This is a genomic window from Microbacterium sp. (assembly GCF_048259935.1).
Lineage (GTDB): Bacteria > Actinomycetota > Actinomycetes > Actinomycetales > Microbacteriaceae > Microbacterium.
Genome location: NZ_JBLXHF010000004.1, coordinates 157,992 through 177,436 on the forward strand (window position 1 = coordinate 157,992; position 19,445 = coordinate 177,436).

Sequence of the window (19,445 nt, forward strand, 5' to 3'; positions counted from 1 at the left end):
GCTCCGCCGCCAGGACTCGAACCTGGACTTAACAGCTCCAAAGGCTGTCGTGCTGCCATTACACTACGGCGGACTGCGGCGTCCGGCAGACGCCCTAGACAAGTCTGCCACGGTCAACGGCTCCGGCGACGCCATCAACATCGGCACTGGATAATGGGGAGATGAGCGAAGTGGATGAGGTCGACCGGATCGTCGGCGCGTGGAACACGCAGCGCCCTGATCTCGACTTCTCCCCGCTCGAGGTGCTCTCGCGCATGGATCGCCTTTCCAAGCATCTGGATCGGGCACGTCGCGACGTGTTCCGCCGCAGTGATCTGGAACACTGGGAATGGGATGTGCTCTCGGCCCTTCGCCGAGCAGGTGCGCCGTTCCAGCTCTCGCCCAAGCAGCTCCTGCAGCAGACGCTCGTCTCCAGCGGCACCATGACCAACCGGATCGATCGCCTGGTAGGGCGAAGGTTCGTACGACGAGAGTCGGATCCGGGCGACGGCCGCAGTGTGCTGGTCACCCTCACCGATGACGGACAGATCCGCGTGGATGCGGCCATCACCCGCCTCGTCGACGTCGAGGCGGACCTGCTGCAGGCTCTCTCTCGCCCCGACCGCGAGCGGATGGCTGCGCTGCTGCGCAAGCTCAGCCTGAGCTTCGACTCGTGACGGTGGCCTCCTGATGGCGATGCGATCTCCACTGCCCATCCGCGACGGGGTCGGCGCCACCCGCCTGCACCTGCCGAGCTCCGGCCCCTGGCCCACCGCCAGCGCCTACATGATCGAGCGATTCTTCCATCTCGATCCACAGTGGCTGCTCGCGCGCTTCGACCGCGGCGAGATCGTCGCCTTCGACGGCTCTGCGCTCACTCGTGACACCCCTCTCGATGCAGAGGAGTTCATCTGGTATTACCGCGAGCCTCCCGTCGAGACGCACATTCCGTTCGAGATCGAGATCCTGCACCAGGATCATGATCTGGTGGTCATCGACAAGCCGCATTTCCTCCCCAGCACCCCGGCAGGCAAGTACGTGCAGAACTCCGCGCTGGTACGTCTTCGCCGACTTCTCGACAACGCTGACCTGGCGCCCATCCACCGCCTGGACCGAGCCACCGCAGGGCTCCTGATGTTCTCGGCCCGCCCGGTGACCAGGGGCGCGTATCAGACGCTCTTCCAGCGCCGTTCGATCGAGAAGGTCTACGAAGCGGTATCCGCACGCCCCGAGGGTTGGCAGAACGACCTCCCTCGCACGGTGCGCCTGCACATCGAGAAGCTGCGCGCCCAGGTCTGCGTAGCGGTCGACACCGAGCGCGAACCGAACTCCGAGACGCTCATCGAGCTGATCGCCGCCGATGATCAGGTCGTGCACACGCTGCTGCATCCGCACACCGGCAAGATGCACCAGTTGCGCGTGCACCTCGCCAGTATCGGTCTGGGCATCCTGCACGACAACCTGTACCCGATCCTCACCGATGAGAAGCCGGACGATCATGAGCGGCCGCTGCAGCTGCTCGCGAGAGAACTGCGCTTCGTCGATCCGCTTTCCGGAGCCGAGCGCGAGTTCATCTCCCGCAGGAGACTGGACTACGCTCCTCGATGAAACCACTCGGAGGAGGCCTCGTGAGCGATCAGGAGCATCCGACGCGAAAGCCAGGCGCCCGGGCCGGGGCGCTCATCGGGCTCGGCTCCGTGGTCGTCATTGCGGTCGTTATTGCGATCGTCGCCGTCGTCGTCTGGTCGCGAACGGATGCCACGCCCGCCGCAAGATCTGCGTCGACCGCAGAGCTCAGCAGTCCGACGCCCACGCCGTCGCCCGCGCCCACGGGGTTTCCCGCGAATCACGCGGTCTACGACGCCACAGCACTCCCGCAGGCGAACGTGTTCGCCGTGCTGCCGCAGCTGCCTGTGGATGCTGAACCACACGCATCCTTCGCGGGTTACACCGCCCGCCCCCTCGCCGATCTCGCACCGATCTGGGCGGACCCGCTCGGCGACCCCGTGGCCGCGCTCCCCCGCGAATACCGCTACGGCGGTACCACTGTCGCGGTGATCGAGAAGCAGAACGACTGGGTGCACGTTCTCCTCACCGGTCGCCAGGGCATCCCCTCTGCGGGGAACCCTGCGCAGCTGACCGGATGGCTGCGCACCACAGACATCGAGCTCGCTCCGATAGACGTCACCGTCGAGGTGAGCATCTCTGCGCGCACGATCGATATCGTCCGTGCGGGGGTTCCCGAACGGATCGCCTCAGACTTCGCGTGGGGCACCGACCAGACTCCGACGCCGCTCGGCCGCTCCTTCATCCATCTGACCGAGGTGACCTCTTTCGAGTACGCGCGGGGATTGCCTACCGTGTACCTCTCGCTCCAGTCCCCGACCCTCGACGGTTTCGGCGGGCAGGATGTCGCGGTGACGGCGTTCCACTATCACGATGAGCGCACCGGAGCCATCTCGAACGGCTGCATCCGGCTTGATGAGGCAGCGATCACCGGGCTCGCCGAGCTGCCGGCGGGCACCGGCGTCAGCATCCGCCCCTGACTCCTCGTCAGCGACGCATCACGCGGCGGGCCAGCCACGTTCCCAGCACCTGCACGAGGTGCACGAATACGACGATGAGCACGATCGCTGCCCACATGACCACCGGCTCGAACTGACGGAAGCCGTAGATCTGCGCGAATGCGCCGAGCCCGCCACCGCCGATCAGTCCCGCCATCGCCGTCATGTCGATGATCGCCACGACGATGAATGTGTAACCGAGGATGAGGGGCCCGAGGGCTTCGGGGATGACGATGGTGAGCAGGATACGCCAGGGGCCAGCCCCCATCGCACGCGCTGCCTCGATTACGCCGGTGGGGACAGAGATGAGGTGCTGCTCGACGATGCGGCCGATGGCGAAGGACGCGGCGATGCCGATCGCGAACGCACCCGCGGTGATTCCGATTCCCGTGCCGATCACGGCACGCGTGAACGGCTGCAGCACGGCCAGGAAGATCACGAATGGAATCGGCCGGAAGAAGTTGATGAAGAGGTTCACAACCCCGTAGATCGGGCGGCTGGGCAGCACGCCGCCGGCGCGAGTCGCATAGGTGGCGACGCCGATGATCAGACCGAGCACGCCGCCGAGCACGAGCGCGTACGAGGTCATGTAGAGGGTCTCGACCGCGGCCGCCCAGAATTCTCCCTGAAGTTCGAAGAGACGATCCATCAGCGGGCCTCCCCTGCAGAGATGTCGGTCACTGTGGCGTGAGCGCGTATCTTCGCGAGCGCCGCGTCGACGGTGGCATCATCCCCGCGGATCGCGAGCGTGAGATGCCCGAACGCCCGACCGCGGATGTCATTGATGCCTCCGTAGATCAGCTCGAACTCGAGCCCTGCCGCAGCGAGATCGAGGAAGACCTGCGCCTGCGACGAATCGCCATCGCGGAACGAGAACGTGACGAGGCGTCCGCGGTGGCGTTCCCGCAGCACGGAGATCTCGGAAGGAGACGGGATGCCCTTGATCACCGTGCCGACGAACCGCTGAGAGGCCGGATGCTGCGGGTTCGAGAACACTTCGAAGACATCGCCGTGTTCGATCACGCGGCCTGCGTCCATCACGGCGACCTTCGTGGCGATCGTCTGAATGACATCCATCTCGTGCGTGATGATGACGATCGTGACGCCCTGTTCTTCGTTGACGCGCTTCAGGAGCGCGAGCACTTCGTGGGTCGTCTGCGGGTCGAGTGCGCTGGTCGCCTCGTCGGCGAGGAGGATCGCCGGCCGGGTTGCGAGGGCCCTCGCGATCCCCACCCGCTGTTTCTGGCCACCCGAGAGCTGCTCGGGATAAGCCTTGGCCTTGTCGCTGAGGCCGACGAATGCGAGGAGCTCCGCGACCCGCTCGTCGACGTCGGGCTTCGACCAACCGGCGAGCTTGAGGGGATATGCGATGTTCGCCCGCACCGACTTGGCCGAGAACAGGTTGAACTGCTGGAAGATCATGCCGATTCCGCTGCGCACCGGACGCAGGTCGCGCTCGGTGAGCGCCGTGATGTCTGTGCCGTCGACCGTGATCGTGCCGCCGCTGGCCGGCTCGAGCGCATTGATCAGACGCACGAGGGTGGACTTGCCTGCCCCCGAGTATCCGATGATGCCGAAGACATCGCCCTTCTCGACCGACAGAGACACATCGTCGACGGCGACGGTGGGCTGAGCGTCACGGCTCTGCGGTGGGTACGCCTTGGAGACGTTCTCGAGTGTCACGATCGGCATGGGTTCTCCGGCTTGGTTCAGACAACGAATCGGGCGGCGCGATCGCGCCGCCCGATTCTTTCACGTTGTGGTGATCAGCTGTTCGCTGCGACGTCCTTCTGGACGGTCTCCAACGACGTGACGAGGTCGGCAACCGGGGTCTGCAGAGCCACAGCAGTATCGCCGGAGGACTTCAGCAGCCCGGCCTGGACGTCAGGGTCGGTCTGGAAGATCTCGACGAGCTTCAGGTAGGTCTCGTTGTCGGCATCGTCTGCGCGTGCAGCGAAGATGTTCACGTACGGGAGGGCATTCGGGTCGCTCGGGTCGTCCTGCGCGATCGCATCTTCGAACTTCAGGCCCGCCTGGGTGACGAAGTCGTTATTGATGATCGCGGCTGCGACATCAGGGAGCGAGGTAGGGATGAGCGCTGCCTCGAGCGCGGTCACCTTCACCTCGGACGCTGCCTCGTCGACATCTGCGAGGTCAGAGAAGATCGTGCCGCCGCTCTTGAGTTCGATGAGCCCTGCCGACTGCAGCACGAGAAGAGCACGAGCCTGGTTGGAGGCATCATCCGGGACGGCGACGGTCTCGCCCGCGGGGATGTCCTTCACGTCGTCGTACTTCTGCGAGTACAGGCCCAACGGGTAGATCGCGGTGGAGCCGATGGGCGTCAGGTCCTCACCCGAAGCCTCGTTGTACTGCGCCAGGTACACGATGTGCTGGAACTGGTTGAGGTCGATCTCGCCCTCCGTCAGCGCCGGGTTCGGCTGCTCGTAGGAGCCGAAGTCGACCAGCTCGACGGTGATGCCCTCCTCTGCGGCAGCCTCTACGAATGCGGGCCACTGCTCATCGGACTTGCCGACGACGCCGATCTTCACGGTCTCGTTCGAGCCGCCCCCTGCGTCACCGCCAGCGGCTGTCGCGCAGCCGGAGAGTGCGACGAAGAGCGGGACCGCAACGAGCGCGGCGATGATGGACGTGGTGCGACGGGACATGTTTCCTCCTGGTGGGACTCGGCTACATTACGCCCGCGCGAGTTCCTGTGCAGAATCGAAACGTCACAGAGCGTCACAGCTCTTCGCTGAGCTCCAACCAGCGCATCTCGTTCTCTTCGACCTCTGCCTCGAGTGCCGAGATCGTCTTCATCTTCTCGCCGAGACCCTCGTAGTCGGACTGGTCGTGGTCGACGAGCGCGTGCTTCGCGCGGTCGATCTGCCCAGTGAGCTTCTGGATCTTCCGCTCGAGCGCAGCGACTTCTTTCTGGGCCGTGCGCAGAGCCGCACCATCCAGCTTCGGAGTGCGGCCTGCGGCCTTCGTGCTGCCCGCGGGCGCGTTCTTCTCGGCAGAGCGCAGGCGCAGGTACTCGTCCACTCCGCCCGGCAGATGGCGCAGCCGGCCATCCATGACGGCGTACTGCTGATCAGTGACGCGCTCGAGGAAGTATCTGTCGTGCGAGACGACGAGGAGGGTCCCCGACCAGGAGTCGAGGAGATCCTCGATCGCGGCGAGCATGTCGGTGTCCATGTCGTTGGTGGGCTCGTCGAGGATCAGCACGTTCGGCTGGTCGAGCAGCACGAGCAGAAGCTGCAGTCGGCGCTGCTGGCCGCCGGAGAGGTCCTTCACCGGAGTGGACAGCTGCGCGGACGCGAAGCCGAGGCGTTCGAGCAGCTGACTGGGCGTGAGCGATTGCGCCTTTGCCCCCGCACCGAAGGTGTACTCAGTGCGCAGGGCGGAGATGACGACGCGCACCGGGTCGTTCCAGTGCTGCTCGAGCTCATCGATTCGCTGGGTCAGCGTGCGCACCTGCACGGTCTTGCCGCGCTTGACCACACCGCTGGTCGGCTCGATGGTGCCGGCGACCAGACCGAGGAGCGTCGACTTGCCCGCTCCGTTCACCCCGAGAATGCCGGTGCGCTCCCCCGGCGCGATGCGCCACTCGACGTCTTTCAAGACATCGATCCCTGAGCCTGTCGAAGGGTCACCGTACCGAACCCCGGCATCGAGCAGGTCGACGACGTCCTTGCCCAACCGCGTCGTGGCCAGCGATTGCAACGACACCTTGTCGCGGATCTCGGGCACATCGGCGATGAGCTCATTCGCCGCGTCGATGCGGAATTTCGGCTTGGCCGTGCGGGCCGGCGCACCGCGACGCAACCACGCGAGCTCCTTGCGGGCCAGGTTCTGGCGCTTGGCCTCGGTGGCAGCGCTCATCCGATCGCGCTCGACGCGTTGCAGGATGTACGCCGCGTACCCGCCTTCGAAGGGTTCGACGATCCGGTCGTGCACCTCCCAGGTCTCGGTGCAGACCTCGTCGAGGAACCACCGATCGTGCGTGACGACCAGGAACGCGCCGGAGTTCGCAGCCCAGCGCTTCTTCAGGTGCGCCGCAAGCCACGTGATGGCCTCGACATCGAGATGGTTCGTCGGCTCGTCGAGCGCGACGATGTCCCAGTCCTTCACCAGCAGCGCCGCGAGCGCAACGCGCCGACGCTGTCCGCCGCTGAGCCCATCGACGGGGGCATCCCAGGCGAGATCGGCGAGCAGGCCCTGGATAACATCGCGCACGCGGGCATCTCCCGCCCACTCGTACTCGGGCACATCGCCCACGACCGACTCGGCGATCGTCAGCGCGTCATCGAGCGTGTCGGCCTGATCGAGCACGCCGACAGTCGTTCCCGCGCGCATCGTCACGCGTCCGGCATCCGGCTCCTTGCGGCCGGCGAGCATCGCGAGCAGTGAGCTCTTGCCATCGCCGTTGCGACCGACGATGCCGATCCGATCGCCCTCCTCGATGCCGAGGGTGATCGAGTCGAAGACGACTTTGGTCGGATATTCGAGGTGGAGGCCTTCGGCCCCGAGAAGATGTGCCATCGCCTCTAACGCTACGCCACGAGCGGGGTGAAGCTAACTGCCTGCCTTTTTCCGTGCGACGGCCTTGCGCACTTCTTCGCGATCGTCGATGTCGATCAGCTCGCCGGCGACATCCTGCACGGTTTCGTGGCCGCGTCCTGCGATCACGACGATGTCATCGGGCGCCGCCATCGCGACCGCCGCGGCGATGGCGTCGGCTCGCGGGAAGATCTCGAGCACTTCGCCGCCATCACGCCGCTCAGCATGGGCTCCTTCCAGCACCTGGGCTCGGATCGAAGCCGCGTCTTCGGCGTGCGGATCGTCATCGGTCACGATCGCGATATCGGAGTGCTGTGCGGCGATCTCTCCCATCGATGCCCGCTTGATCGCGTCGCGTTCACCCGCCGCACCGAACACCAGAATGACGCGACCCGCAGCCGTCTGGACGGCTTCGAGCACGCTGATCAGCCCACCGGGGTTGTGCGCGAAATCGACGTACACAGTCGGAGAGGTGCTCACGATCTCCATACGCCCCTCAACCGTCTGAGACAGCGGTCTCGCGTCTGACTCGACAGCGGCAGCCACTGCCTGCAGGTCGTAGCCCGCTTCAATGACCATCGCCAGAGCCAGCGCGGCATTCGACACGTTGAATCGCCCGGCGATTCCGACGACTGCTGGCAGCGAGCGGCCGTCCCGGTGCGCGAGCGTGAAGGAGTGTCCGCCACCCACCGGCACGACATCGAGGACGTGCCAGTCACCATTTCGCGCACCATCGGTGCTCAGCGTGACGGCTTCGACCCCGGCCTCGCGAGACAGGCGCGCGCCCCACTCATCGTCGATGACGATGACGGCGCGCTCAGTGTGTTCCGGTTCGAAGAGCGCCTTCTTCGCCTCGAAGTACGCATCCATCGTGCCGTGCAGGTCGAGATGATCAGGCGACAGGTTGGTGAATCCTGCCACCGCGAACCGCAGACCCGCGGTGCGTTCGAAAACCATCGAATGCGATGAGACCTCCATCACCGCGGCGCCGACCTCATTCGCCATCATCCGCGCGATCAGACCGTGCAGCTGAGGAGCCTCAGGCGTGGTCATGGTCGATGGAACGTGTTCGTCACCCACCGTGATGCCGATGGTGCCGATGGTGCCGGTGCTGACGCCGAGCGCACGCAGCAGTGACGCGATCATGAGTGTCGTCGTGGTCTTGCCGTTGGTTCCGGTGACGCCGAACAGCGGGGGGTGATGATCGATCGTGCCGTACAGGACCCCGCCGACGACGCCGAGCTGGCTGCGGACATCGGTGACGACGATGGTATTCACATCGAGGTCATGTGCGAGCGCGAGCCCCTCCTCGTCGGTGATGACCGCTCGTGCACCGCGATCGAGTGCCGCGCGAATGAACTGCGCGCCGTGCGCGTGAGCACCGGGAACGGCCGCGTAGAGATCGCCGGGCAGAATGGTTCGCGAATCCAGCGAGACCCCGGTCAGCAGGACCGAGTCATCGCCTTCGATCCTGGCGCCAGACAACTGCGCCACGACATCGGCGAGCGAGCGAGCGACCACGTTCCGCGGCCGAAAGTGCCACTCTTGGTCGATTACCGCCGCGGACATATCGCGCGGTTCTTCAGCGAGCGCCACCTTCGTCTCCTCTTTCCACCTACGAGGCGCATGAGGAACGCCAGCAACGAGAATTTTACCCCACCGCTGTCCGGCGACCCGGCTACACCCTCGGCGCCCTGGCGACGGGGTCGCCCAGCAGCGGCTCGAAGGCGAGCTCGGCCGGCGCGATCTGCATCAGGTGCGAGCGCATATGTGCGCGCTCGAGACGAACAGTGCGCCCCTCCGCGCCCACCGGGTACACCCGGACAGCCGCTGACAGGCGCTCTCGACTCGTCGCCAGAAGTACACCGAGATACCCCGACAGGATGACCGTCTGCGGCGCGAATGCGTTGACGAAGTTCGTCAATGCGACCGAGAGCACATCGACTTGCCTTGCCACCTCGGCGAGGGTGACAGGATCACGAACGAGTCCGAGCTCGATGTCGAGTTCATCCTCATCGAGGCCGCGCCTGCCCAGCAGGGCGAGCACCTTCGCGGGGTGCACCTCAACCTGAAGGCACCCGCGGCGCCCGCACGAGCAGAGCGCACCGGATGTGTTGACGACGGTGTGGCCGAACTCACCGGCGAAGCCTGACGTGCCGCGCACCAGCGCCCCATCGAGAACCAGCCCGCCGCCGATCCCGTTCATGGATCCACTCAGGTAGAGGACGTTGTCGACGTCTCGTCCGACGCCGAACCGGGTCTCGGCCATTGCGCCGACGCTGGTGTCATTGCCGACAGCCACCTCCATGCCGATCGCATCCGAGAGGCGGTGAGCCAGGTTCTCACGGCGCCAGCCGAGAGAGGGCGAAAGCAGCACCGTCCCGCCGTTATCCACCAGCCCGGGGACGGCGACGCCCGCACCGACCAGGCGATAGTGGCGGTCGATGTCCGCCCGCATGCCGTCGACCAGTGACGAGGTGAGCTGCGCGAAACGCCTCGGGTTCGGAGGCTTGGCGAGGTCGTGGCGAACGCGCGAATGCACCGCTCCGCCCAGGCCCACCAGAGCCAGCGAGATCGCATGCGGGTCGGCGCTCACGCTCAGCGCGACGACGTGGTCCTCCGCTGCGACGCCCAACGATGGTCGACCGGCCCTGCCGGTGGGCTTCACCGATGTCTCACAGACGACCTGCAGATCAAGCAGCTCCTGCACCAGCGCTGTCACGGTCGAGCGCGTCAGACCGATTCTCGCACCGATCTCCGAGCGTGAGAGGGCCCCGCGGCCGTGCACAAGTCGCAGCACTGCCGAAAGATTCTGCTGCCGCACATCTTCGTTCGTCGTCCGCGCTGTCGGCCGTGCCGGAATCGCTGCCGCCGCCGCGAGATCATGATCGGTCATCCGTGAGCGCACGACCATCATGGTGTGACCATCATGTATCGCATAAGCCGCTCCTGCGTCGCATCAGCCCTGGCCACTTCGGCGGTGATGCGCCCCCCAGCAAGAGTGTAGACGCGGTCGGAGAGCCCGATCACCTCGGGGAGTTCTGAAGAGATGACGATGATGGCCTTGCCCTGCGCTGCGAGCTCGTTGATCAGGCCGTAGATCTCGTATTTGGCCCCGACGTCGATGCCGCGGGTGGGCTCATCGAGGATGAGCACCTCCGGGTTGCTGAAGATCCATTTCGACAGCACGATCTTCTGCTGATTCCCACCCGAGAGCGTGGCGGTGGCAGCGCTCACGCTGGGCGTCTTGATGTTCATCTTGTAGCGGTACGCCTCGGCCACCTTGCGCTCGCGAACCTCGTCGATGAGGCCCCGGTGCGCCAGTCGTCCCAGCGCCACCGAGGAGATGCTCGTCTGCACAGAGGCGAGCAGATTGAGTCCATCCTGCCTTCGATCCTCGGGGGCGTAAGCGATGCCGTGACCGATCGCCTCCTGGATCGTGCGCAGTTCGATCTGCTCACCGCGTTTGAACGCCGATCCGGTGATCGCTGAGCCGTAGGAGCGGCCGAAGATGCTCATCGCGAGCTCGGTCCGCCCCGCCCCCATGAGACCTGCGATTCCCACGATCTCGCCCGAATTCACGTGGAAGTTCACATCGTCAATCACGACCCGTCCCGGCTCGCCGGGATGGTGAACCGTCCATCGCTCAACGCGGAAAAGCTCGTCGCCGATATCGGGTTCGCGCGGGGGAAAGAGGTCGTTGAGCGGGCGCCCCACCATCGCCCGGATGATCCGCCCCTCATCCGTCTCGGGATCGTCGCAACGCATCGTCTCAATCGAGGCGCCGTCACGCAGCACCGTGATCCGATCGGCGATGTCCAGGACCTCGTGCAGCTTGTGCGAGATCAGCACGCACGTGATCCCCTGCGACCGGAATCGATCGATCAGCGCCATCAACCGCTCGGAATCGTCGCGTCCGAGCGCCGCGGTCGGTTCATCAAGGATCAGCAGCTTGACGTCTTTGGCCAGCGCTTTCGCGATCTCGACGAGCTGCTGCTTGCCGATTCCCAGCTCGCTCGTCCGCGTTGCGGGGCTCTCGTGCAGCCCCACCCTGGCCATGAGCTCAGCAGCGCGAGCGTGGGTGTGCTTGTCATCGACGAGGCCGAACTTGGTCATCTCGTGGCCGAGGAAGATGTTCTCGGCGATGGAGAGCTGGGGCACGATCGCCAGTTCCTGGTGCACGATGACGATGCCCTCGGACTCGCTCTCCGGGAGCGAGCGGAACTGCATATCTCGCCCGTCGAATCGGATCGTGCCGTCGAATGTGCCGTGCGGATGCACGCCGCTGAGGATCTCCATGAGCGTCGATTTTCCGGCGCCGTTCTCGCCGCAGATCGCGTGGACTTCACCGCGACGCACCGCGAAAGACACGTCGTTGAGCGCCGTTACTCCACGGAAGCGCTTCGTGATACCCGACATGCGCAGGACCGTGTCGGGCATCGCACCACCTCTTTGCGTGTCGATCGGATCCAGCCATGCTATCGAAAAAAATAATTTGTCCGCAGGCACGTCAATATGCAATGCTTCGGAAGCGGAAGACGCGAGAGCGCCGTCCGAAAGCAGACAGAGCGGTCCCCAGCTCGGACCGCCGACCTTTCAAGGAAGAGAGAACGCAATGAGCAGAACCCTCCTGCGCGCCGTAGCCACCACCGGCGCCTTCGCGCTCGCCTTCGGACTCGCAGCCTGTGCAAGCAGCCCTGCCGCAGAGTCCAACGGCGATGCCGAGGCGAGTGACATCACCGTCGGAGTCGCGATGCCGACCGAGACAAGCGAGCGCTGGATCGCCGATGGCGACGCCGTCAAGTCGCAGCTCGAAGACGCCGGCTACGAAGTCGACCTGCAGTTCGCGAACGACGACATCCCGCGTCAGCAGCAGCAGCTCGACCAGATGATCACCAATGGTGCCGACATCCTGATCGTCGCATCCATCGACGGCACCGCCCTCGCAACCCAGCTCGAGAACGCCGCGAGCAAGGGCATCCCGGTCATCGCATACGACCGTCTGATCAACGGCACCGAGGACGTCGACTTCTACGTCACGTTCGACAACTACACCGTCGGCGTGCAGCAGGCGCAGTCGCTGCTGCGCGGGCTCGGATTCCTCGACGAGAACAACAAGGACACCGGCGCAACTGACCCCAAGGCAGTCGAGCTCTTCGCCGGTTCGCCCGATGACAACAACACGAAGTTCTTCTACGAGGGTGCCATCGACACCCTGCAGCCGTACTTCGACGACGGCCGCATCACGGTCACCTCGGGCCAGATCGACATGGACACGGTCTCGACGCTGCGCTGGGACCAGGCAACCGCCCAGAAGCGCATGGAAGACCTGCTCACCAGCACCTATGACGGTGGCGCGAAGCCGCTCGACGGCGTGCTCGCCCCGTACGACGGCATCTCGCGCGGCATCATCACCGCCCTCGAGAACGCGGGCTACGGCTCGACCATCGAAGGCGGCCTGCCGGTCGTCTCCGGTCAGGATGCCGAGATCGCTTCGGTGAAGATGATCGCTGACGGCGTGCAGTACGCGACCATCTTCAAGGACACGCGCAAGCTCGCAACTCAGGCAGTCGCTGCCGCGGACGCGTTCGCGAAGGGCGAGGAGCCTGAGGCGAACGACACCGAGACGTACGACAACGGCGTGAAGGTCGTCCCGTCCTTCCTGCTCGAGTCCGACATCGTCGTGGCCGACAACATCACCTCACTCCTGGTCGACTCCGGCTACTGGACCGAGGACGAGATCGCCGCAGGCGTCGCCGGCTGATCCTCACTGTGACGTCCGTCCGCCGCGGCTCGCGCCCGGCGGACGGACCTCACACTGCTGCCACCCTCTTCACAGACAGGAGCTGCGATGTCCGACGCTATCCTCGAGATGCGCAACATCACTAAGAACTTCCCCGGCGTCAAGGTGCTCGATGACGTCACTCTGACCGTCGCCCGCGGCGAGATCCACGCGATCTGCGGCGAGAACGGCGCCGGAAAATCAACCCTCATGAAGGTGCTGTCGGGCGTCTATCCGCACAGCTCATTCGATGGATCGATCATCTTCGACGGCGAATCGCAGCGGTTCAACGCGATCAAGGACTCCGAGCACGCCGGCATCGTCATCATCCATCAAGAGCTGGCCCTGGTGCCGCACCTCTCGATCGCCGAGAACATCTTCCTCGGCAACGAAGTGATCAATCGCGGCCTGATCGACTGGCACGAGGCCAACGCGCGCGCGACGACACTCATGGAGCGCGTCGGGCTCCGCGAGAACCCGACGACACCGGTCGGTCAGCTCGGCGTCGGCAAGCAGCAGCTCGTCGAGATCGCCAAGGCGCTGACGAAGAACGTCCGCCTGCTCATCCTCGACGAGCCGACCGCCGCACTCAACGACTCCGACTCCGAGCACTTGCTGGGACTGCTCCGAGGCCTCCGCGAGGAGGGCATCACGAGCATCATCATCAGTCACAAGCTCGGCGAGATCGTCGACATCGCAGATTCCACGACGATCATCCGTGACGGAAAGACGATCGAGACGATCGACATGCACGGCCCTGATGCCACACAGAATCGCATCATCCGCGGCATGGTCGGCAGGTCACTGGATAACCGCTTCCCCGAGCGCACACCGGTCATCGGTGAAGAGATCTTCCGCATCGAGAACTGGCACCTGATGCATCCGACGCAGCAGGACCGCGTCGTCGTCGACAACGCGTCGCTATCAGTACGGGCCGGCGAGATCGTCGGCATCGCCGGCCTCATGGGTGCGGGGCGCACCGAGTTCATGATGAGCGTCTTCGGCCGCAGCTACGGGCGGGATGCCTCGGGCAAGGTCTTCCTGCACGGCAAGGAGATCTCCACCCGCACCGTGAAGGACGCCATCGACAATCGGATCGCCTACGTCTCAGAGGACCGCAAAGAATACGGTCTCAACCTGATCACCGACATCAAGACGAACATCTCTGCTGCGGCCCTGGGCAATCTGAAATCTGCAGGCCCGTTCATCGACGGCAACCGCGAAGTGGAGGTCGCGGAGAAATACCGCACCGACCTCAACATCAAGTCGCGCACGGTCGCCCAGATCGTCGGAAACCTCTCCGGTGGCAACCAGCAGAAGGTCGTCCTGGCGAAGTGGCTCTACACGGCCCCCGACGTGCTCATCCTCGATGAGCCCACCCGTGGCATCGACGTCGGCGCCAAGTACGAGATCTACGAGATCATCAATGCGCTCGCGGCAGCCGGTAAGGCTGTCATCCTGGTCTCCAGCGAGCTGCCGGAACTGCTCGGACTCTCCGATCGCATCTACGCCCTCGCCTACGGCCGAATCACCGGGCAGCTTCCCATCGCTGAGGCGACGCAGGAAGCGCTCATGTCCCTCATGACGATTGAAAACTCTTCCCCGAAGGAGGCCGCGGCATGAACAACGTGTTCACCGAGGTCAAAGACCTACTGACCCACAACCTGCGCACCTCAGGTATCTACATCGCGTTCGTCGCGATCATCCTGCTGTTCACGATCCTCACCGGAGGAACGCTGCTCAGCCCGGAGAACGTCACGAACATCGTTCTGCAGAACGCGCACATCCTGATCATGGCACTGGGCATGATCCTGGTGATCGTCGGCGGCCACATCGACCTCTCGGTAGGTTCCGTGCTGGCGTTCGCCTCGGCCGTCTCGGCCGTGCTCGTCATCCGCATGGGTATGCCGTGGTGGGTCGGCGTCCTCGCCGCCATCGTCACGGGAATCGTGGTGGGTGTCTGGCAGGGGTACTGGGTCGCGTACGTCGGGATCCCGGCGTTCATCGTCACGCTGGCCGGCATGCTGCTGTTCCGCGGACTCACCTGGCTCGTCCTCGACAACGTGTCGCTGTCGCCGTTCCCGACCGCTTACCGCGAGGTCGCCAGCGGCTTCCTGGACGGCATCTTCGGATCGATCACCCTCGGACAGGGTGAGGGCTTGAAGTCCGTGGTGCAGACCGTCGACATCTTCACTCTCGTCATCGGTGTGCTCGCCGTGATCGGTGTCGTCGTCTCGTCGCTGCGCAATCGCCGCACGCGTCAGGGCTACAACCAGACGGTGGAGTCGATGCCCCTGTTCGTGCTGAAGCTCGTCGTGATCTCGGCCGTGCTGCTGGCCTTCGCCTGGGCGCTGGCCTACAACCGCGGCTTCCCGATCGTGCTGATCATCGTCGCAGTCCTCATCCTGATCTATCAGGTGATCGCGAACCGCACGGTCTTCGGTCGCCACGTCTACGCCGTGGGCGGCAACCTGTCGGCTGCTCGTCTGTCTGGTGTCAACGTGCGCAGCGTGAACTTCTGGATCTTCGTGAACATGGGCTTCCTGACGGGTATCGCCGCTGCAGTGTTCTCCTCGCGCTCCAACGGCGCGCAGCCCGGTATGGGCAACATGTTCGAGCTCGACGTGATCGCGGCCTGTTTCATCGGTGGCGCATCGACGATGGGCGGCGTCGGTCGTGTCGGAGGCGCGCTGGTCGGTGGCCTCGTGATGGCCGTCATGACGAACGGCATGCAGCTGATGGGCGTGCCGCAGTCCAGTCAGCAGATCGTCAAGGGCCTCGTTCTGCTTCTGGCCGTTGCCTTCGACATCTACAACAAGCGCCGCGCGGGTACCGTGCGCTGAGCTGCGAGATCGAAGAGGGAGGTCAGAGCGCCACGCGCGCGCTGACCTCCCTCTTCGTGTCGGTGAGAGATCTCACGCGGTGATGATGCGGGCGCCCGACACCGGTCCATGCACGTGCAGGGCTGCGTGCCCCGCATCCATGAGCTCGCTCTGCACGTAGTGCGCGCTCTCCGGGCTCTCGCAGAGGAATGCGACCGTCGGACCCGAGCCCGAGACGATGCCGCTGAGCGCTCCCGCGCTGAGCCCTGCCTTGATGACGCCGTCCAGAGACGGGCGCTCCAAGAGCGCCGGCACCTCGAGATCGTTGAACATGGATGCGGCGAGCGAGCGCGGCTCCCCTGCTCGCAGCGCCTGCAGCACCGGGATCGGCACGTCCAGGGACATCGGCGGATCATCCGCGAGCGCTCCCGACTGGGAACGGTGCGTGTCCAGTCGCGCATAGATCGCGGGCGTCGACAGGCCTTCTTCGCTGGTGACGAGCACCCAGTCGAACCGGCCGTGCGCGAGTGCCGGATTGAGCTGATCGCCGCGTCCTGTGCCGACGGCGGTTCCGCCGTGCAGCGCGAACGGCACGTCCGCCCCCAACCTCGCTGCGAGCTCGTGCATCCGTGGAGGGTGAAGACCTGTGCCCCAGAGCGCGTCGCAGGCGACGAGAGCGGCCGCGGCATCCGCTGACCCTCCCCCCATGCCTCCCGCGACCGGTACGCTCTTGCGGATCTCCAGGTGCACACCGCCCTCGTACCCCGTTGCTGCCGCCAGCATCTTGGCCGCCCGCATCGCGAGGTTGCGGTCATCGAGCGGCACGGCGGATGTGTCTTCGACACCCGACACGCTCAGCGTGAACTCGTCGCTCGCCGTTGCGATCACATCTTCGTAGAGCGACACCGCCTGGAACACGGTCGCCAGAGCGTGATAGCCGTCATCGTGCCGTCCGCCGACACCGAGATAGACGTTGATCTTGCCCGGGGCACGCACGTGCACCGATCCCGGGAACGCGGCGAGGCTCATGAGGGGCTCAGATCAGTCGGCAGGTCACAGAGCGGAGGATGTGGCCCAGAGGTTCACGTCGATGCCGTCGGAGAGGGCGTCGATGCGAGCGAGCTCATCGTCGGTGAGCGCAGGCCCCTCGAGCGCCGCAATGTTCTCATCGAGCTGCTCCGGACGGGAAGCACCGATCAGCGCCGAGGTGACCACCGGGTCGCGCAGCGTCCACAGCAGCGCCAGCTGCGCCAGCGACTGGCCGCGTTCCTTCGCGATCTCGTTGAGGCCGCGCAGGATACCGAGCCCCTCGTCCGACAGCGGCCGGTCGGAGATGGAGCCGCGCTTCTGCGCGCGCTCTGCCGTGCCGTCGGCGAGATACTTGTCCGTCAGGAGGCCCTGCGCCAGCGGTGTGAACGCGATCGCGCCCATGCCCTCGGTGCGAAGCGCGTCGGTGAGACCGCCCTCGACCCAGCGGTTGAGGATCGAATAGGAGGGCTGGTGGATCACGAGCGGCGTACCGAGCTCGCGCGCGATTTCGGCGGCCTGGGCCGTGCGCTCTGCGCTGTATGAGGAGATGCCGACGTAGAGCGCCTTGCCCTGGCGCACGAGGGTGTCAAGGGCCCCGATGGTCTCCTCGAGCGGAGTCACGGGATCGGCGCGGTGCGAGTAGAAGATGTCGACGTAGTCGAGCCCCATCGAGGTAAGCGACTTCTCGGCGCTCGCGAGCAGATACTTGCGGCTGCCGAAGTTGCCATACGGACCGGGCCACATGTCGTATCCGGCCTTGGACGAGATGATCAGCTCATCGCGGTACGGGCGGAAGTCCTCGGCGAAGATGCGGCCGAAGTTCTTCTCGGCCGAGCCGTAGGGAGGTCCGTAGTTGTTGGCCAGATCGAAGTGCGTGATGCCGCTGTCGAACGCGTGGCGCAGCAGCCTGCGCTGGTTGTCGAGCGGGATGTTGTCGCCGAAGTTCCACCAGAGTCCGAGTGAGATCGGCGGCAGATACAGACCGGACGTGCCGACCTGGCGGTACTCGAAGTTCTTGTACCTGTCCTCCTTCGCCGCATACGGGCGGTGGAGCTCGGCGATGTCTGTGGGGAAGCGCGGCGTCTCAGTCACGCCTCCAGATTAGCCGTCCAGCGCCTCGGCGATTCTCACGAAGTCATCCACCGTCAGCTGCTCGCCCCGTGCGGTCGGCGCGACGCCCGCCTTCTCGAGGACCGCGGATGCTTCGGCTGCCGTACCGCCGAGCACGACGGACAGCGCCTGACGCAGCATCTTGCGACGTTGCTGGAAGGCCGCGTCGACGATGCGGAAGGTCGCCTTGCGCAGCTCCTCGCTGCCGCGTGGCTGCGCGTCGCGCTCGAAGGCGACGAGAACACTGTCGATGTTCGGCACCGGCCAGAACACCTGCCGTGACACGTTGCCAGCCAGTCGCCACGGACCGTACCAGGCCGCTTTGACACTGGGGGCGCCGTACACCTTGCTGCCAGGAGGGGCTGCGAGGCGCTCGCCGACCTCGGCCTGCACCATCACGACGCCGCGTTGCAGGTTCGGGAACGTCTCCATGAAGTGCAGCAGCACCGGGACTGAGACGTTGTAGGGCAGATTCGCGACCAGTACCGTCGGGTCGCCAGGAAGCTCGGTGACGCGCAGCGCATCCGCGTCGACGACGGTGAGGGCATCGGACGGCACACCGTGATCCGCAGCCGTCTGCGCGAGCCGTGCGGCCAGGCGGTGGTCGATCTCGACCGCGGTGACAGATGCCCCGGTCTCGAGGATCGCAAGGGTGAGGGAGCCCAGGCCCGGCCCGACCTCGACCACCCGCTCCCCTGGCTGCACACGGCCGACGTGCACGATCTTGCGCACAGTGTTGGCATCGACGACGAAGTTCTGTCCGAGCTTCTTGGTGGGGGTGACGTCGAGCTCGGCGGCAAGACGGCGGATCTCGGTGGCGCCGAGCAGCGTAACGGTCATCCTGCCATTGTCCCCCATGTCCCCCCAAGGCCCGTCTGAACGTTCAGGAAGCAGGGTTCGGGCGGCCGCTCGTATCCACGGTGGCGAATCCCTCCTCTGCGGCAGCAGTGAGCAGGCGCTGGTCACCCGAAGCGAACACGACATTGCTTGCTCGAATCAAAGTGGCCGTTGCCAGGTGCACGGCGCCATATCCGCGCAGACCACGTGTTACTGCCAGCTCAGCCGCACGACTGATCACCGTTGTCGACACATCCAGCAGGGTGACGTCGGCAGCGATCAGCTGTGCCTCTTCCAGCAGATCGCTCAGCATAGCTGCCGTAGTTCGCCCGACCCGTTCGCTTTGGGCAAGCGCTGCAGCAGTCTCGACGACGAGCAGGCGTGTGCTTATAACTTCGTGAGCATCCGTCCATAACCGCTTCGATACCGCGGATCCAGGTTCGGCGATCACCAGCGGCAGGAGCGCCGAAGTATCCAGGTAGACGATCAATCTCGCTGCTCAGAGACCAGATCGCTGACCGTGCCGGAGATCTGACGCGGATGAGGAGTCCTGCGAACATGGTGGGCCGGAGGCATCGCAACGCCTTCATCGATGAGGCGCTGCAGTATCGCCTCGCCTTCAGCGGGAACGAGCTGGGCGACTACCGCGCCCCGATCGGTGATGAGCACACGCTCACCTGCGCTCGCCGACTTCACTTGGGCGCTCAGTTGCGCCTTGAGTTCCCGAATGCCGATTCGCGTCATGATTCACCCCAACCGTTG

General features: G+C 65.2%; 18 protein-coding genes and 1 tRNA gene. 6 read left to right on the forward strand and 13 right to left on the reverse strand.

Features of this window, described 5'->3' with window-relative positions; genetic code table 11:
- Nucleotide 1: 1 nt before the first annotated feature.
- Nucleotides 2-73: transfer RNA gene (locus ACN0RC_RS08645), tRNA-Gln, on the reverse strand.
- 88 nt (nt 74-161) lie between these two features.
- On the opposite strand from ACN0RC_RS08645, the gene ACN0RC_RS08650 reads away from it, so the two are divergent.
- Genes ACN0RC_RS08650 through ACN0RC_RS08660 form a run of 3 tightly spaced genes read left to right on the forward strand, consistent with a single transcriptional unit; the run spans nt 162 to nt 2,525 of the window.
- Nucleotides 162-656, forward strand: a complete 495-nt coding sequence (locus ACN0RC_RS08650; RefSeq protein WP_417510784.1) for a MarR family winged helix-turn-helix transcriptional regulator — start codon at nt 162-164, stop codon at nt 654-656.
- 19 nt (nt 657-675) lie between these two features.
- Nucleotides 676-1,587 (forward strand): pseudouridine synthase, encoded by a 912-nt coding sequence (locus tag ACN0RC_RS08655; RefSeq protein ID WP_417511136.1) that lies wholly within the window; start codon nt 676-678, stop codon nt 1,585-1,587.
- Nucleotides 1,588-1,607: 20 nt separating this feature from the next.
- Entirely contained in the window at nt 1,608-2,525 is a 918-nt protein-coding gene (locus ACN0RC_RS08660) for a L,D-transpeptidase (RefSeq protein WP_417510786.1), read from the forward strand.
- Nucleotides 2,526-2,532: 7 nt separating this feature from the next.
- Here ACN0RC_RS08660 and ACN0RC_RS08665 read toward each other — a convergent pair whose 3' ends face one another.
- The 7 genes from ACN0RC_RS08665 to ACN0RC_RS08695 all read right to left on the reverse strand — a co-directional run bounded on the left by ACN0RC_RS08665 (nt 2,533) and on the right by ACN0RC_RS08695 (nt 11,543).
- Nucleotides 2,533-3,192 carry a methionine ABC transporter permease gene (locus tag ACN0RC_RS08665; protein ID WP_417510788.1) on the reverse strand — a complete coding sequence of 220 codons (660 nt, stop codon included), beginning with the start codon at nt 3,190-3,192 and terminating at the stop codon, nt 2,533-2,535.
- Nucleotides 3,192-4,235 carry a methionine ABC transporter ATP-binding protein gene (locus tag ACN0RC_RS08670; RefSeq protein ID WP_417510790.1) on the reverse strand — a complete coding sequence of 348 codons (1,044 nt, stop codon included), beginning with the start codon at nt 4,233-4,235 and terminating at the stop codon, nt 3,192-3,194. Before ACN0RC_RS08670 ends, ACN0RC_RS08665 begins: the two co-directional genes overlap by 1 nt.
- Nucleotides 4,236-4,309: 74 nt before the next feature.
- The gene (locus tag ACN0RC_RS08675; protein ID WP_417510792.1) at nt 4,310-5,209 is read right to left on the reverse strand and encodes a MetQ/NlpA family ABC transporter substrate-binding protein; all 900 of its coding nucleotides are present in this window, start codon (nt 5,207-5,209) and stop codon (nt 4,310-4,312) included.
- A 73-nt stretch (nt 5,210-5,282) separates the two neighbouring features.
- Nucleotides 5,283-7,085 (reverse strand): ABC-F family ATP-binding cassette domain-containing protein, encoded by a 1,803-nt coding sequence (locus tag ACN0RC_RS08680; RefSeq protein WP_417510794.1) that lies wholly within the window; start codon nt 7,083-7,085, stop codon nt 5,283-5,285.
- A 33-nt stretch (nt 7,086-7,118) separates the two neighbouring features.
- Complete coding sequence (locus tag ACN0RC_RS08685; RefSeq protein ID WP_417510796.1) at nt 7,119-8,699, reverse strand: UDP-N-acetylmuramoyl-L-alanyl-D-glutamate--2,6-diaminopimelate ligase; 1,581 nt, start codon at nt 8,697-8,699, stop codon at nt 7,119-7,121.
- 82 nt (nt 8,700-8,781) lie between these two features.
- Nucleotides 8,782-10,020: an ROK family transcriptional regulator gene (locus ACN0RC_RS08690; protein WP_417510798.1), complete on the reverse strand. Its 1,239-nt coding sequence runs from the start codon at nt 10,018-10,020 to the stop codon at nt 8,782-8,784.
- Nucleotides 10,017-11,543, reverse strand: coding sequence for an ATP-binding cassette domain-containing protein (locus ACN0RC_RS08695; RefSeq protein WP_417510800.1), 1,527 nt, complete (start codon nt 11,541-11,543; stop codon nt 10,017-10,019). The genes ACN0RC_RS08690 and ACN0RC_RS08695 overlap by 4 nt, the downstream gene beginning before the upstream one ends.
- Nucleotides 11,544-11,718: 175 nt before the next feature.
- Between ACN0RC_RS08695 and chvE the strand changes: the two genes are divergently transcribed.
- From chvE to mmsB, 3 genes are all read left to right on the forward strand, one after another.
- Nucleotides 11,719-12,867, forward strand: a complete 1,149-nt coding sequence (chvE, locus tag ACN0RC_RS08700; RefSeq protein WP_417510802.1) for a multiple monosaccharide ABC transporter substrate-binding protein — start codon at nt 11,719-11,721, stop codon at nt 12,865-12,867.
- An 87-nt stretch (nt 12,868-12,954) separates the two neighbouring features.
- Nucleotides 12,955-14,508, forward strand: coding sequence for a multiple monosaccharide ABC transporter ATP-binding protein (gene mmsA, locus ACN0RC_RS08705; protein WP_417510804.1), 1,554 nt, complete (start codon nt 12,955-12,957; stop codon nt 14,506-14,508).
- Nucleotides 14,505-15,728 (forward strand): multiple monosaccharide ABC transporter permease, encoded by a 1,224-nt coding sequence (gene mmsB, locus ACN0RC_RS08710; RefSeq protein WP_417510806.1) that lies wholly within the window; start codon nt 14,505-14,507, stop codon nt 15,726-15,728. Before mmsA ends, mmsB begins: the two co-directional genes overlap by 4 nt.
- A 72-nt stretch (nt 15,729-15,800) precedes the next feature.
- Here the strand turns inward: mmsB and ACN0RC_RS08715 are convergent, their stop codons facing one another.
- The 5 genes from ACN0RC_RS08715 to ACN0RC_RS08735 are packed head-to-tail and all read right to left on the reverse strand — an operon-like array spanning nt 15,801 to nt 19,427.
- Nucleotides 15,801-16,736: a 4-(cytidine 5'-diphospho)-2-C-methyl-D-erythritol kinase gene (locus tag ACN0RC_RS08715; protein ID WP_417510808.1), complete on the reverse strand. Its 936-nt coding sequence runs from the start codon at nt 16,734-16,736 to the stop codon at nt 15,801-15,803.
- Between the two features lie 24 nt (nt 16,737-16,760).
- A complete protein-coding gene (mgrA, locus tag ACN0RC_RS08720) occupies nt 16,761-17,828 on the reverse strand; it encodes an L-glyceraldehyde 3-phosphate reductase (protein ID WP_417510810.1) in 1,068 nt (355 codons plus the stop codon).
- Nucleotides 17,829-17,837: 9 nt separating this feature from the next.
- Nucleotides 17,838-18,686, reverse strand: coding sequence for a 16S rRNA (adenine(1518)-N(6)/adenine(1519)-N(6))-dimethyltransferase RsmA (gene rsmA / locus ACN0RC_RS08725; RefSeq protein WP_417510812.1), 849 nt, complete (start codon nt 18,684-18,686; stop codon nt 17,838-17,840).
- A gap of 43 nt (nt 18,687-18,729) precedes the next feature.
- Nucleotides 18,730-19,173 carry a type II toxin-antitoxin system VapC family toxin gene (locus ACN0RC_RS08730; RefSeq protein ID WP_417510814.1) on the reverse strand — a complete coding sequence of 148 codons (444 nt, stop codon included), beginning with the start codon at nt 19,171-19,173 and terminating at the stop codon, nt 18,730-18,732.
- Nucleotides 19,170-19,427 (reverse strand): type II toxin-antitoxin system Phd/YefM family antitoxin, encoded by a 258-nt coding sequence (locus tag ACN0RC_RS08735; protein ID WP_417510815.1) that lies wholly within the window; start codon nt 19,425-19,427, stop codon nt 19,170-19,172. Before ACN0RC_RS08735 ends, ACN0RC_RS08730 begins: the two co-directional genes overlap by 4 nt.
- Nucleotides 19,428-19,445: the final 18 nt, after the last annotated feature.

Excerpts from the sequence above, each read along its gene's own strand:
- ACN0RC_RS08670 (WP_417510790.1), bottom strand. The coding sequence starts at position 4,235 with ATGCCGATCGTGACACTCGAGAACGTCTCCAAGGCGTACCCACCGCAG.
- mmsA (WP_417510804.1), top strand. The coding sequence starts at position 12,955 with ATGTCCGACGCTATCCTCGAGATGCGCAACATCACTAAGAACTTCCCC.
- ACN0RC_RS08655 (WP_417511136.1), top strand. The coding sequence starts at position 676 with ATGCGATCTCCACTGCCCATCCGCGACGGGGTCGGCGCCACCCGCCTG.
- mmsB (WP_417510806.1), top strand. The coding sequence starts at position 14,505 with ATGAACAACGTGTTCACCGAGGTCAAAGACCTACTGACCCACAACCTG.
- ACN0RC_RS08690 (WP_417510798.1), bottom strand. The coding sequence starts at position 10,020 with ATGATGGTCGTGCGCTCACGGATGACCGATCATGATCTCGCGGCGGCG.
- ACN0RC_RS08650 (WP_417510784.1), top strand. The coding sequence starts at position 162 with ATGAGCGAAGTGGATGAGGTCGACCGGATCGTCGGCGCGTGGAACACG.
- ACN0RC_RS08715 (WP_417510808.1), bottom strand. The coding sequence starts at position 16,736 with ATGAGCCTCGCCGCGTTCCCGGGATCGGTGCACGTGCGTGCCCCGGGC.
- rsmA (WP_417510812.1), bottom strand. The coding sequence starts at position 18,686 with ATGACCGTTACGCTGCTCGGCGCCACCGAGATCCGCCGTCTTGCCGCC.
- ACN0RC_RS08665 (WP_417510788.1), bottom strand. The coding sequence starts at position 3,192 with ATGGATCGTCTCTTCGAACTTCAGGGAGAATTCTGGGCGGCCGCGGTC.
- ACN0RC_RS08675 (WP_417510792.1), bottom strand. The coding sequence starts at position 5,209 with ATGTCCCGTCGCACCACGTCCATCATCGCCGCGCTCGTTGCGGTCCCG.
- ACN0RC_RS08695 (WP_417510800.1), bottom strand. The coding sequence starts at position 11,543 with ATGCCCGACACGGTCCTGCGCATGTCGGGTATCACGAAGCGCTTCCGT.
- chvE (WP_417510802.1), top strand. The coding sequence starts at position 11,719 with ATGAGCAGAACCCTCCTGCGCGCCGTAGCCACCACCGGCGCCTTCGCG.
- ACN0RC_RS08680 (WP_417510794.1), bottom strand. The coding sequence starts at position 7,085 with ATGGCACATCTTCTCGGGGCCGAAGGCCTCCACCTCGAATATCCGACC.
- ACN0RC_RS08735 (WP_417510815.1), bottom strand. The coding sequence starts at position 19,427 with ATGACGCGAATCGGCATTCGGGAACTCAAGGCGCAACTGAGCGCCCAA.